Consider the following 12,608-nt stretch of genomic DNA (forward strand, 5'->3'; position numbering starts at 1 on the left):
CTTTTTTAATCACCCGCCCCCCCCCTATAACAACCCCGCACTTAAAACACTCTTCCCCAACCCCACGCTCTTCCGATCTGCCATCGTCGGCCCCGCCGTGGGGCGGCGCCGGGAGCCGTGGTCCCGGCGCCGGGCCGGGCTAGAGCCCGAAGCCGATCTTCTGCTCGTCCTTGTCGATGCGCAGGAACACGACCTTGTCGAGGTTCAGCGTGACGCTGGCGTCCTCGGCCTCGAGGTCGGTCCAGCCGCCCGCGGAGAGGGCGGTGCGCAGCGACTTGAGCTGGGACTCGGTGAGGCGGACGGCCAGCGGCGGGGCGCTGTCCAGGCCGATGCTGACGCGGAGCTTGTCGTCGGACACGGGCTCTCCTATCGATTCGTGGATCGGGGCGGGAAGGGGGTGCGGGGTCAGTGCGCCGGCTCGGTGAGCTCGGTCAGCACCTTGCCGGTGGACTTCGGGTGCAGGAACGCGACGCGGCTGCCGCGGATGCCGCCGCGGGGCTCCTCGTCGATGAGCTTCACGCCCCGCTCCTTCAGCGTCGCCAGGGCGGCCACGATGTCGGTCGTCTGGTAGGCGATGTGGTGCAGGCCCGGGCCGTTCTTGGCCAGGAACTTCGCCACGCCCGTGTCGGGGCCCAGCGGCGAGATCAGCTCGACGTGGTTCTCGCCGACGTCGAAGAGCACCGCCTCGACGCCCTGCGACTCGATCGTCTCGCGGTGCACGAGCTGCAGGCCGAGCACGTCCCGGTGGTGGGCGATCTGGGCGTCGAGGTCCTCGGGGGCGACGGCGATGCCGAGGTGGTCGATCCGGTCGAACATGGTGCGGAGCCTATATCGCGGGCGATCCCGCCCCGCCCGCGCCCGGGACGGCCGGTGCCGCGCCCGCACCGAACGCCGCAGGCCCGCGCCGCCCGCGTGCCCCGCGCGTTGGGAAGATCGCGCCATGCGCTCCCGTGCGTTCCGCCAGGTCGACGTCTTCACGGACGTCCCGTACCGCGGCAACCCCGTCGCGGTCGTGCTCGAGGGCGACGGCCTGACGGACGACGAGATGGCGTCGTTCGCGCGCTGGACGAACCTGTCGGAGACGACGTTCCTGCTGTCGCCGACCGCCGAGGGCGCCTCCGGCGGCGCGGACTACCTGCTGCGGATCTTCACCCCGTCGGGCGAGCTGCCGTTCGCGGGGCACCCGACGCTCGGCAGCTGTCACGCCTGGCTGACCGCGGGTGCGACGCCGAAGGACGCGGACCGGATCGTCCAGGAGTGCGGCGCGGGCCTCGTGGAGATCCGGCGCGACGGCGCGCGGCTGGCGTTCGCCGCCCCGCCGCGGCTGCGCGAGGGCCCGCTGGACGACGCGCTGGTGGATCGGATCGCCGCGGGCCTGGGCATCGACCGCGCCGCGATCCGCGCCCACGCGTGGGTCGACAACGGCCCGGGCTGGTGCGCGGTCCTGCTGCGCTCGGCCGACGACGTGCTCGCGCTGGCCGCGGACTTCGGGATCCTGGGCGACACGAAGCTCGGCGTCGTCGGCCCGCGGGACGACGGGTCGGGCACGGCGTTCGAGGTCCGCGCGTTCTTCCCGGCCGCCCCCGACGCCGACGGCGTGGTCCGGGTCGGCTTCGAGGACCCGGTGACGGGCAGCCTGAACGCCAGCGTCGCGCAGTGGCTGCGCGACGAGGACGAGGCCCCGGCCTCCTACGTCGCAGCCCAGGGTGCGGCGCTGCAGCGCGCCGGCCGCGTCCACGTGGACGACGACGGCGAGCGGATCTGGGTCGGCGGCGACGCGGTCACCTGCATCGCGGGCGTCGTCGCGCTCTGAGCCGCGGACCGGGTCCGCCCCCGGCCCGCCGCCCCGCGGCGTCCGCCCCGAACGCCGCTTGCCGGGCCCGGACGGTCGTGCGGACCCGCGCGACGCGACCCTCCCGAACGGGTAGCGTCGCGATCCATGGGGCTCCTCTCGCTCGCGCTGCTGCCGGCACGCACCGTCGTCGCGTCGGCGGAGCTCGTCCTCGCCGCCCGGGACTTCGCCGCGCCGCAGGGTCCGCTGCGCCGCAATGGCGGGCTCGGCGAGCGGCTGCAGGTCCTGATCGCCGAGGGCGGCGTCGTCGACCAGCTCGCGCGGCTGGCCTCGCCGACCGGCCCGCTCGCTCGGCTCGAGCAGCTCGCCGTCCTGACCGGCGACGACCGGCCGCTCGGCCGCATGCTCGCGGCGGGCGGGCCGCTGGACCGGATGCTCACGCCCGGCGGCTCGGTCGACCGGCTGATCGGCGCGGACGGCCCGCTGGAGCGGCTGCTGGTCCCCGACGGCCCGCTCGACCGCCTGCTGTCCGAGGGCGGCGCCGTCGACCGGCTGACGCAGGACGGCGGCACGCTCGAGCGCGCGCTGGAGCCCGACGGCATCCTCGACCGGCTCCTGGCGCCGGGCGGGCTCGTCGAGCAGCTGCTCGCCCGAGAGGGCACGCTCGAGCTGCTGCTCGCGCCGGGCAGCGTCGTCAACCGGCTCGTCCAGGAGGACGGCACGCTGGACCGCCTGCTCGCGGAGGACGGCGGCGTCGAGCGGCTGCTGGCCGAGGACGGCCCGCTCGACCAGCTCGCGGACCTGTCGAAGGCCCTGGCCCGGCTGGCGGACCTCGACGAGACGCTGCGCCAGCTGGGCCGGCTCGAGGAGCACCTGCGCCCCCTGGCCAACGTCGAGACGATGCTCGCCCCGCTGGGCAACCTCGACGCGTCGCTCGAGGAGATCGCGAAGGTCGTCGACGCGCTGCAGGGCCTCGCCGAGACCACCCGCGTCCTGCCGGACCTCGCCACCGCCGTCGCGGCGCTGCCGGAGCTGCCCGAGCGGGTCCGCTCCGTCGAGGCGCAGGTCCGGGCCATCGGGGAGCAGCTCGAGCGGCTGGAGCCCGCGCTCGACGGCATGCAGCACGCGGCGCACGACCTCGGCCGCGCCATCGGGCCGCTGGCGCGGGTCGCCGGGCGGCTCCCCGGCGGGCGCAACAAGGGCCGGGGCGAGCTCGGGCCGCCCGACGCCTGACCGCGCGGCGGCGTGCGGCGCGGGCGGGCCGGCCGTCCGGGCCGGCGGAACGCCCGTGGACCCTCGGCCTCTAGATCTCGCCGATCGGCTCGAGCCAGCGACCCTCGGTTGGCAGGCTCTGGAACGTCAGGCGGGGCAGCGGCGACTCGAAGAGGCCGGGGATGTCCTCGAGGTCGAAGACCTCGATCCCGTCGACCTGGCAGAGCTGGTGGGCGTGCTCGGGGAAGACCAGCGCGGTCACCCGCACGCCGTCGGCGATCAGGGTCTTGGCGGCCTCGACGAACGCCATGCCGTCGTGCGACATGAGGATCGCCTCGCGCAGCCCGCCCTCGCGGTGGCGCTCGGCGATCAGGTCGAGGATGTCGTCGTCGACGTCCGAGTCGTCGCGCGACTTCGGCTTCAGGAACATGCGGAAGCCCTGCTGGCGCACGACCTCCGCCCAGCCGACGACGCCGTTGAACGTCCGCTCGGTGACGTTCGCGAAGACCGAGGCCTCGACCTTCGGACGCTCGCCTTCGCGGTCGCCCGTCTCGTCGGCCCGCTCGCGCAACCAGCCCCGCAGCGCGTCGATCCGCGGCCGTTCGCGCCCCGTCGGCTTGCGCCGGAGGATCAGCTGCCCGAGCACCATGTCGATGTTCGGCGAGTCCCACAGCAGCAGCATGCGCGGATCGGTCACGGGGTCATCCTCGCAGGGTGGGAGGGCGCTACCCCAGGATCCGCACGGTCACGTCGCGGAAGCAGGCGGTCGCGAAGTCGAGGTCCTCGACGTCGATCCGCTCGTTCTTCGCGTGCATGCGGCCGGCCTGCTCGCGCAGCTCCAGGTTCTTGTGGGGGAAGAAGCCGTAGGCCACGAGGTCGGGGAAGGCCTCGCGCCAGGTGCGCGAGTCCGTGAAGCCCGGCAGGAACGTCGGGACGATCCCGGCGCCCGGGACGTGGTCGCCGAGCCACTCCTGGATCGCGTCGAACAGCTCGCCGTGGGCGGGCGAGCTGTTGCCCGGGACGGTCATGCCCCAGTCGACCTCGACGCCGTCGGGCAGCGGCGCCAGGGCGGCGAGGATCCGCTCCTTCGCCTCGTCGGTGGTGAGGTTCGGCGGGACGCGGCAGTCGACGCGGAGCTCCGCGCGGTCCGGGATGACGTTGATCTTGTCGCCGGCGGAGACGATGTTCGGCGAGAACGTGATCCGGCCCATCGGCTCGATCGCGGCCGACAGCGCCGGGTCCTCCGCGCGCAGCTGCCCGTAGGCGATCTCGGGGCGGGTGCCGTCGAGGCCGAGGCCCTCGAGCATCGCGACGATCGCGGGGTCCACGTCGAACGGCAGGTCGGCCTCGGCCAGGCGCGTGATCAGCGGGGCGAGCCGGACGAGGGCGTTGTCGCCGAGCCCGGGCGTGGCGGCGTGCGCGGCGACGCCGCCGGCCTTCAGCCCGAACCGCAGCGGGCCCTTCTCGCCGACGCAGACCCCGTAGTGCAGCTGGTCGCGGAACCGCAGCGGCGCGCCGCCGCCCTCGTTGAGCATGAAGTCGCAGCGGGCCAGGTCCGGGTGCGTGTCGCACAGCCAGACGGCACCCTCGGCACCGCCGACCTCCTCGTCGACGACGACGATGACCTTCAGCGCGCCGCGCGCGGGCCGCCACCCGGAGCGCGCCAGGTCGATCGCCGCGGTGACCTCGGCGGCGGTCTGCGACTTCATGTCGATCGCGCCGCGCCCCCAGACCTCGCCGTCCTCGAGGTCGCCGGACCACGGGTCGTGCTCCCAGTCCTCCGCCGCGGCGAGGACCGTGTCGACGTGCGAGAGGAGGCCGAGGACCGGGCCGGCCGCCGGACCGCCCTCGGGACCGAGCTCCGCGACGAGGTTCGGGCGCTCCGGCGTGCGGCCGACGAGCGTGACCGCGAACCCGGCGGCCTGCAGCAGCCCGGCGAGGAACTCCTGCGCCTCGCGCTCGTCCCCGGGCGGGTTGACGGTGTTGAACCGGATCAGCCGTTGCAGCAGCTCCGTGGCGGTCAGCGAGGCGGCGGGGTCGGGGACGGTGGTCGACACCTGCTCCAGGCTACGGGAGGGCGGGGCGGTCCTCGTCCGGAGGGTGTACGGCGGCAGCGGCCGGGGGCGGCGGGGGTCCCGGTCCGGCGCCCGGTCCGGCGGCCGTTCGGGTCCCGGTCCGGCGGCCGTCCGGAGCCGGAGCCGGTCGGCCGGCCGAGCGTGGTCCCGCGCCACGGGCCGCGGCCGGATCGGCGTGCGCATGCCCGTCCCGGGGAGGCTCGGCCGGGCGCTGCGGGACGGGGTGCTGTGCGGGGACGCGGAGCTCGGCGGTGCGGGCCCGACGTTCCAGGAGTGGCTGGAGACCGGCGGCGCCGGGACCTCGTCCGATACGCGGCCGACCGCGGCCGGTCCGGCCTCGTGAGCGGCGCCGGCCGGAGGGGGACGCAGCCTGCGGGTGGCGGACCCGAGGGGACACGAGAGCCGGAGGGGGACGCAGCCTGCGGGTGGCGGACCCGAGGGGACACGAGATCCGGCCGCGGCGGGGCGACCGGGGCCGGGCCCGGCGGGCGGCGTCGCCCCCGCCCGGGGTCTCGCGGCGGTCCGCGACCTCCGCCTCGCCCGCACGGCGCTCTGGCTCCTCGCCGTCAGCAGCGCGTTCACGGGCATCCCGGCGGCGTCCTTCCCGCGCACGTTCTTCGACGACTTCCCGTTCCCCAGCGCCTGGGTCGACCTGCTGCCGCCGTTCAACCAGCACCTCGTCACCGACGTCGGCGGCTTCTTCTGCGCCTTCGCGGTCCTCTTCGCGTGGGCGGCGCTGCGCCCGTCGCGCGAGCTCGTCGTCCCGCTCTGCGCCTCCTGGTCGGTCGCCGCCGTCCTGCACCTGGTCTTCCACGCCACCCACCTCGGCGGCTTCGGCGTGGCGGACGCGGTCGGCGAGCTCTTCACCCTCGCCCTTCTGGTCGCCCTCCCCGCGGTGGCGGTCTGGGCGCTGCCCGGCGCGGACGCTCCGACGCGCGGCGCCTGATCCGGGGAGACCCGACGCGCGACATCCGACGCCTGATCCGATGGCGATGGCCTCGACGCCGGATGCCGGATGCCGGATGCCGGATGCCGGACGATGCCCGACTCGCGACGCGCGCGCCGGCGCGCGCCGCGTCCCGTAGCGCGCGACCGGCTCCGCGACGGACCGCGCCGAAGTCACACGCGCCTCGGCGCTCCATGTCGCAGATGAATGGATCCATTCACCAGCGAAATAGAGCGCCGAGGCGGGCGCGATCCTGGCGCGGACGGCCGCTCCCGTGCCGGGCCGGCCCGGCCTCCCGCCGAGCGCCCCCCGGCGGACCGGGCCGGCCCCGCCGTCAGCGAGCGGCCGGCACGCCGACCAGGGCCCGCGGGGCGGCCTTCTTCGCGGGGCTCCGGAACCTGACGGTCAGGGTCTTCGTCACCGCACGGCCCGTCCGCGGCCGGAAGACCACGCGCAGGCGGTAGGTGCCGGCGGCGAGGCGCTTGGGGAGCTTCAGCGTGATGCCGGCGGTCCCGGCCTTCTTCGCGACGGCGGTGCCACGGACGATCCGCTTGCTGCCCTTGCGCAGCTCGACCTCGACGGTGCCCGCCTTGGAGAGGGTCGCTCGCAGCGGCAGTCGGCGCTTCGTGCGGTCGAACCGCTTGGGCGCGACGATCCGCAGCGCGCCGACGGTGGCCTGCTGCGTGCCGCCGCCCCCGGCGTCCTTGCTGATCGAGCTCGCCGACGGCGGGGCGACGGTCGTCGCGCCGCCCGTGGCCGACACCGACCCGCCGGTCAGCGTCGCGCCGGCCCCGCCGCCGCCCGTCGCGGCGCTCCCGCCGCCGGTCGATCCCCCGCCGGTGGACCCGCCGCCCGCGGACCCGCCGCCGGTGGACCCGCCGCCGGTCGATCCCCCGCCGGTCGTTCCTCCGGCCGCCGCCGTGACGGTGATCGTGACCGTGGCGCTCCCCTGGTTGCCCGCGTCGTCCGTCGCGGTCACCCGTGCGACGTAGGTGCCCGGCTGCGCGTAGGCGTGGCTCGGGCCGAGCCCCGTGCTGGAGCCGATGCCGTCACCGAAGTCCCAGGTGTGCGGGGCGGGGACGCCGGACGTCGCGTCGCTGACGACGGCCGCGAAGGTCACCGACTCGCCCGCGGTGATCGTCGTGTGGTTCGCGCTCACGGTCACCTGGGGCGGGGCGCGGTCGACGACCACGTCGTCGCACGCCGTGGCCGAGCGGTTCGCCTTGTCCGACGTCGCCTGCGCGAACTGGTTCGGGCCGGTCGGGTTGTCCGGGATCGCGCTGTCGGCGACGAAGGTGCAGACGTACCAGCGCCCGTCGGAGGGGACCGTCGTCGAGCAGGTGAACGACGTCGTCCGGCTCGCCGGGTTCGCGGGGACGCTGCAGGCGGCGTTCGGGGCGCCGCCGGGCGTGCAGGGCGCCTGCCCGACGCACGTCCAGTTCGACGCGATCCCGCCGCTGCCCGCCCACGGCGGACTCGTCGCGTCGGCGTAGTCGATCCGGACGGGCACGGCGGCGTCGCGGACGTACGTGGCACCGCCCGCGAGCGCGACCGCCGCCGTCGGCGCGTTGCGGTCGATGATCGTCCACGGGCAGACCGAGTTCCCGGTCGGGTCGATCAGGTAGATCACCACGCTCGGGTAGTAGCCCGTGCCGCACATGTCGTAGCGGTGGCCGTCCTGCAGGACCGTGCTGAGCTGGTACGGCGTGGCGGCGTAGTCGCCGGACTGCGGGGTGGAGCTCTGCGCCAGCCAGCCGGAGCAGTTCGTCGAGCCCGGGCCGCCCGCCGAGCCGTTGGAGTCCTCCTCGAGGATCGGCGAGCCGCCCTGCGGGGGCGTCCGGTAGGTCTTGAAGCACAGGTACTCGGCGTAGACGCCCTGCCCGCTGCCGTTGCTGCCGAACGGCGTGGTCCAGTGCCACCAGAACGCGTTGTTGCCGGCGGTCTTCGTGTACGTCGGCTCGACGGACGCGGTGACGGCCGACTGCGCCGGCGCCGCGTGGGCGGCGAGGACGACGCAGGCCAGGAGCGGGGCCAGCAGCCGCAGGACGCGGCGCATCACTTCACCTTCACCGTGAGCGTCCGGCTCGTCTTGCCGACGCGGACGACGACGCGGTAGGTGCCGCGCGTCAGGCGCTTGCGGCCGATCTTGGAGAAGCCGCGCTTGACCTTGCCCTTCTTCGCCTTGAACGTCACCTTGCCGAGGGCCTTGCGCGCGCCCTTGCGGGTGACGGTCACGGTGACCTTCGCCGCGGCCCGGAGCGTCAGCGACAGGCTGAAGCGGCGCCGCCCGGCGACGGCCTTGGCGCCGGTGAAGGCCGCGGGCGCCGTCTGCTTCCCGGGATCGGTCTTGCCCTTCTTCGGGTCCTCGACCGGCGGTGCGGCGGCGCGGTCCAGCGACTCGCAGGACGTGAAGCCGTCCCCGGCCACGACGTCCTGCTGGTCGACGACCGCGACGTCGGCGCCCGCACCGCAGCTCACGGTGTCCAGCTCGCCGTCGCGGGCGCTGATCCGGTCCGCGCCGGCGAGGCAGGAGTAGGCGTCGCACTTGACCGAGTCGCCGTAGAGGCTGTCCAGCCCGGCGCCGCCGTCGAGCGCGTCGTTGCCGTTGCCGCCGATGATCTTGTCGTTCCCGGCGTCGCCGAACAGCTTGTCGTCGCCGCCCTGGGTCTCGAGGTCGTCGTCTCCGCCGCCACCGTGCAGCTCGTCGTTCCCGCCCCAGCCGTCGACGATGTCGCGGTTGGGCGAGCCGACGAAGACGTCGTCGCCGGGGGTCAGGCGGAACCGCTCGACGTCGCTGCGGACGTTGTCGCCCTCGCCGGGCGTCCCGTCGTTCGCCTGGTCGTCGGGCGAGACCGCGATGCCGTAGGCGTGGAAGTTGAAGTAGACCTCGTCGGTGCCCGCGCCGCCGCGCAGGTCGTCGGCGCCCGGGTCCGGATCGTCGCTCCAGGCGAGGATGTCGTTCCCGGCCTGGCCGTCGAGGACGTCGTTGCCCTCCCGGCCCGAGAGCTTGTCGTCGCCCCCACCGCCGAGCAGGGTGTCGTCGCCGGCGTGGCCGTTCAGCGTGTCGTTGCCCTCGCCGCCGTCGATCGTGTCGTTGCCGTCGTAGCCCCGGAGGTCGTCGTTGCCTCCCAGGCCGTTGATGACGTCGTCGCCGACCCCGCCGTTGAGCAGGTCGTAGCCGTTGCCGCCCGTGACGGTCAGCTTGGGCCGGGGGCTCGCGCCCGCGCACCCGTCGGTGTAGCTCTGGAAGAACTCGTTGGAGCCGTCTCCGAGCGCCGCCGTCACCTGGGGGATGCAGACGCCCTCGAGGGTGAACCGGTCGTTCCCGGCCCCGTAGTTGGCGACGACCGCCGTCGTGGTGTTCGGGCAGTGGAAGTACGAGCCGAGCGTGGTGACGTCCTCCTGGACGCACACGCCCCCGGTCGCGTTCGTGACCCCGGTGCTGTTGCGGAAGGTGACGGTCCCGGCCGGGTCGTACGTGTTCGTGAAGCCCACGTAGGTCTCGTTGTCGCCGGAGCCGGTGACCGTGATCGTCGATCCCGACGCGGTCAGGGTGATCGCCGCGGATGCGCCGGTCGCGCCGGCCAGCGCGGCGATCGTGGCGGCTGCGGCCAGGGTCGCTGATCGAAGGAGGAGGGGGATACGGGGCATCGCCGGGACGCTAGGCCGGTGTACGCGGTCCCGCATCCGTAGGACCACCGAATCTGCGTCGCGGGCGGGCGGCGGCGCGGCGGGCCGCGGCCGGGGGACGGTGACGTCGACCTGCGGTCGATCGTGGACACCGCGTGGCCGGGGTTCGACCGACCCCCGCCGTCCGCCGCGGGGTGGCCGGGACCCGCGGTCGATCGTGGACAGCGTGTGGCCGGGGTTCGACCGACCCCCGCCGTCCGCCGACCCCGCCTACGCGGCCGGGGCCGGCCCGCCGGCCGCCCTACCGGACGGGCGCCGGCGTCCCGTGCGGGGTCCAGGCCAGGGCCTGGGGGAGGACCGGCCAGAGGACGCGCCGCGACCACAGGCCCAGCGCGTCGACGCCGAGGTCGCGGGCCGGGTCCCAGCGCAGGCCGAAGCCCTTGCGGACCTTCGGCGGCAGGATCGAGGCGGTGATCTCGTTGACGATGCGGATCACCGGACGCAGGCGCAGGGGGACCGGGGGCTGGAGGACGATCGTCGTCCCGGCGGCGCGGGCGTCGGGCAGCACCTGGGTCCGCTCGGACGCCAGGGTGTCCGCCACGTACGCGTCGAAGGCGACGATCGACTGCGGCATGTCCGCCTGGCGCAGGCCGAAGAGGTCGCCGACGACGCGGTAGTCGCGCCAGAACGCGTCGCGCTCCTCGGGCCGCAGCGGTCGGACGAAGCGGTCGTGGACGACGAGCGCCGAGTCGACGAGCGACGCCAGGATCCACAGCAGCAGCTCCGGGTCGTCGGCGCGCCACCGGGTGCCGGCGGGCCACGGGCCGGCGTCGTGGTCCAGCGTGCCGGAGACCTGCCCGTGGATCGCGCGGACGCGGCGGCCCATCGCCTCGGCCGCGTCGGCGGGCCCGAAGACGGCGGTCGCCATCGCCTCGGCGGTGCGCTGCAGGCGGGGATAGGCCCGCTCGGGCTCCTGCGCGGCGGTCGAGCCCCAGAACCCCGCGAACGCCAGCGGGTGCGCGGCCTGCATGAGGAGCGTCCGCGCGCCGTGGAGCATCACGGCGCGCTCGCGGTGGACCCGCCGGATCATCGCGTGGTCGTCGAACAGCCCGTCCGGGCTGGCGTGGGCCCCGGACATGACGGTCGCGGGCGGCGTCGTGTCGTCGAGGGCGAGGGCCGGTTCGGTGGTGCGCACGGGTGAGGGCCGAGGGGTCGGGGGCTGCGGGCGGTGCGGGGGAGACGGTCCGGGGGTCGACCGCGTGCTCGTCCGACGCTACGCCCCCGGGCCGCGGTCCGGTTGTGCTCGGGGCCCACGGCTCTCCGGCGGTCCCGAGGACCCGGCGGACCTCGAGGTCGCCGTCGTCCCCGGTCGTGGGGCCCGGTCGCCCGGCCCGCCTGCGATCCTCGGACCGTGGACCGGCTCTTCGTCCCCGACCCCGACGACGGCGCCGCGACCGGCGCCGGCCGTCCCGCGGTGCCCGACGACGCGCCCCTCGCCGCGCGGATGCGGCCCCGGGTCGTCGAGGACGTGGTCGGCCAGGAGGACCTGCTCGGCCCGGGCCGCCCGCTGCGCGCGGCGATCGACGCCCGGATGCCGCACGCGATGCTCCTGCACGGCCCGCCCGGGTCGGGCAAGACGACGCTCGCGCGGATCGTGGCGGACGCCGCGGGCGCCGCCGTCGAGGCGCTCCAGGCCGTCGACGCGGGGAAGGCCGAGGTCCGCGCGGCCCTCGTCCGCGCCCAGGAGCGCCGCGCCGCGACCGGCACGCCGACGGTCCTCTTCATCGACGAGATCCACCGCTTCAACCGCACCCAGCAGGACGCCCTGCTGCCCGCGGTCGAGGAGGGCCTCGTGACCCTCATCGCGGCGACGACCGAGCCGGCCTGGGCCGCGGTCTCGCCCGCCCTGCGGTCGCGGCTGCGCATCTACCGCCTGCGCGCGCTGGACCAGGACGACGTCCTCGTCCTCCTGCGCCGGGCGATCGAGCGCCGGATGTTCGACCGGAGGGTCCCGGGGGCCGCCGACCCCGGGGCCACGCCGGACGACGCCTCCCACGCCACCGCCACCTCCGTCCCGCCGGCCACCGACGCGCCCGATCCCCTCCAGGTCACGGCCGACGACGACGCCCTCGAGCTCCTCGCGTCCCGCAGCGCCGGCGACGCCCGCACCGCGCTCGGCGCCCTGGACGCGGCGGTCGCCCTCGCCCGCACGGGCACGGCGACGATGACCGGCGACACCGGCCGCGACGAGTCTGCGGACACGCCGCGCGCCGTCGTCCCGGTCCGCGTGACGTCCCGCAACGCCGGAGCAGCGCTCGACCGCGCGACGGTGACGGCCGGCCCCGACCAGCCGCACGACCTGCTCTCGGCGTACATCAAGTCGATCCGCGGCAGCGACCCCGACGCGGCCGTGTACTACCTGGCCGGGATGCTGACGGCGGGCGAGGACCCGCGGACGGTCGCGCGGCGGCTCGTGGTCTCGGCGTCGGAGGACATCGGGCTGGCGGACCCGCAGTGCCTGCCGCTGGCGATCGCGGCGGCGGAGGTCGTCGACCGGGTCGGCATGCCGGAGTGCCGGATCGCGCTGTCGCACGTGACGATCCGCCTGGCGCTGGCGGGCAAGAGCAGCGCCGCGTACCGGGCGATCGGCGACGCGATGGCGCACATCGAGGAGCACGGCGTGACCCCGCCGCCGCCCTACCTGCGCGGCAAGATCAGCGACGGCGCGGACCCGGGCTCCTACGACTACCCGCACACCAACCCCGGCGGCGTGAGCGACCAGGAGCTGATGCCGGAGGGCCTCGAGGACGTCCGCTTCCTGCAGCCGGCGCCGCACGAGACGGTCCTCCAGGGCCGGGTCGCCGCGGCCCGCACGGCGCGCGGCCGCACGCCGTAGCCGCCCGGCCGGCCGACCCTCCCGAGGTGCGCCCGCATCGGGGGCGCGGCCCGGAGG

The 12,608-nt window shown here is 75.5% G+C and carries 12 protein-coding genes; 5 read left to right on the forward strand and 7 right to left on the reverse strand.

Annotated features, from left to right (window positions below; all coding sequences use genetic code 11):
• Positions 1 to 139 precede the first annotated feature (139 nt).
• Both AB0L40_RS22500 and mce read right to left on the reverse strand, forming a co-directional pair.
• Entirely contained in the window at positions 140 to 358 is a 219-nt protein-coding gene (locus tag AB0L40_RS22500) for a hypothetical protein (RefSeq protein WP_364359976.1), read from the reverse strand.
• A 47-nt stretch (positions 359 to 405) separates the two neighbouring features.
• Positions 406 to 816, reverse strand: a complete 411-nt coding sequence (gene mce / locus AB0L40_RS22505) for a methylmalonyl-CoA epimerase (protein WP_364359979.1) — start codon at positions 814 to 816, stop codon at positions 406 to 408.
• Between the two features lie 124 nt (positions 817 to 940).
• On the opposite strand from mce, the gene AB0L40_RS22510 reads away from it, so the two are divergent.
• Positions 941 to 1,813, forward strand: coding sequence for a PhzF family phenazine biosynthesis protein (locus AB0L40_RS22510; protein WP_364359982.1), 873 nt, complete (start codon positions 941 to 943; stop codon positions 1,811 to 1,813).
• A gap of 126 nt (positions 1,814 to 1,939) precedes the next feature.
• Complete coding sequence (locus AB0L40_RS22515; RefSeq protein WP_364359985.1) at positions 1,940 to 3,025, forward strand: ABC transporter; 1,086 nt, start codon at positions 1,940 to 1,942, stop codon at positions 3,023 to 3,025.
• A gap of 70 nt (positions 3,026 to 3,095) precedes the next feature.
• Here AB0L40_RS22515 and AB0L40_RS22520 read toward each other — a convergent pair whose 3' ends face one another.
• Entirely contained in the window at positions 3,096 to 3,701 is a 606-nt protein-coding gene (locus AB0L40_RS22520; RefSeq protein WP_364359988.1) for an NYN domain-containing protein, read from the reverse strand.
• Positions 3,702 to 3,729: 28 nt separating this feature from the next.
• A complete protein-coding gene (locus tag AB0L40_RS22525) occupies positions 3,730 to 5,061 on the reverse strand; it encodes a M20/M25/M40 family metallo-hydrolase (protein ID WP_364359991.1) in 1,332 nt (443 codons plus the stop codon).
• Between the two features lie 193 nt (positions 5,062 to 5,254).
• Between AB0L40_RS22525 and AB0L40_RS22530 the strand changes: the two genes are divergently transcribed.
• Both AB0L40_RS22530 and AB0L40_RS22535 read left to right on the forward strand, forming a co-directional pair.
• Positions 5,255 to 5,422, forward strand: coding sequence for a hypothetical protein (locus tag AB0L40_RS22530; protein ID WP_364359994.1), 168 nt, complete (start codon positions 5,255 to 5,257; stop codon positions 5,420 to 5,422).
• 33 nt (positions 5,423 to 5,455) lie between these two features.
• Positions 5,456 to 6,025 carry a hypothetical protein gene (locus AB0L40_RS22535; RefSeq protein ID WP_364359997.1) on the forward strand — a complete coding sequence of 190 codons (570 nt, stop codon included), beginning with the start codon at positions 5,456 to 5,458 and terminating at the stop codon, positions 6,023 to 6,025.
• Between the two features lie 334 nt (positions 6,026 to 6,359).
• Here AB0L40_RS22535 and AB0L40_RS22540 read toward each other — a convergent pair whose 3' ends face one another.
• The 3 genes from AB0L40_RS22540 to AB0L40_RS22550 all read right to left on the reverse strand — a co-directional run bounded on the left by AB0L40_RS22540 (position 6,360) and on the right by AB0L40_RS22550 (position 10,850).
• On the reverse strand, positions 6,360 to 8,081 hold the full coding sequence (locus tag AB0L40_RS22540; RefSeq protein ID WP_364360000.1) for a PKD domain-containing protein: 1,722 nt from the start codon (positions 8,079 to 8,081) through the stop codon (positions 6,360 to 6,362).
• Positions 8,081 to 9,676, reverse strand: a complete 1,596-nt coding sequence (locus AB0L40_RS22545; protein WP_364360003.1) for a calcium-binding protein — start codon at positions 9,674 to 9,676, stop codon at positions 8,081 to 8,083. Before AB0L40_RS22545 ends, AB0L40_RS22540 begins: the two co-directional genes overlap by 1 nt.
• A 280-nt stretch (positions 9,677 to 9,956) precedes the next feature.
• Positions 9,957 to 10,850: an oxygenase MpaB family protein gene (locus AB0L40_RS22550; protein ID WP_364360006.1), complete on the reverse strand. Its 894-nt coding sequence runs from the start codon at positions 10,848 to 10,850 to the stop codon at positions 9,957 to 9,959.
• A 216-nt stretch (positions 10,851 to 11,066) separates the two neighbouring features.
• On the opposite strand from AB0L40_RS22550, the gene AB0L40_RS22555 reads away from it, so the two are divergent.
• Positions 11,067 to 12,551, forward strand: coding sequence for a replication-associated recombination protein A (locus tag AB0L40_RS22555; protein WP_364360009.1), 1,485 nt, complete (start codon positions 11,067 to 11,069; stop codon positions 12,549 to 12,551).
• The last annotated feature ends 57 nt before the right edge of the window (positions 12,552 to 12,608 follow it).

It is taken from the genome of Patulibacter sp. NPDC049589 (assembly GCF_040675535.1).
Lineage (GTDB): Bacteria > Actinomycetota > Thermoleophilia > Solirubrobacterales > Solirubrobacteraceae > Patulibacter.

Bases quoted from the DNA above. Each gene is read 5' to 3' on its own strand.
- mce (WP_364359979.1), bottom strand. From the start codon at position 816: ATGTTCGACCGGATCGACCACCTCGGCATCGCCGTCGCCCCCGAGGAC.
- AB0L40_RS22510 (WP_364359982.1), top strand. From the start codon at position 941: ATGCGCTCCCGTGCGTTCCGCCAGGTCGACGTCTTCACGGACGTCCCG.
- AB0L40_RS22515 (WP_364359985.1), top strand. From the start codon at position 1,940: ATGGGGCTCCTCTCGCTCGCGCTGCTGCCGGCACGCACCGTCGTCGCG.
- AB0L40_RS22540 (WP_364360000.1), bottom strand. From the start codon at position 8,081: ATGCGCCGCGTCCTGCGGCTGCTGGCCCCGCTCCTGGCCTGCGTCGTC.
- AB0L40_RS22545 (WP_364360003.1), bottom strand. From the start codon at position 9,676: ATGCCCCGTATCCCCCTCCTCCTTCGATCAGCGACCCTGGCCGCAGCC.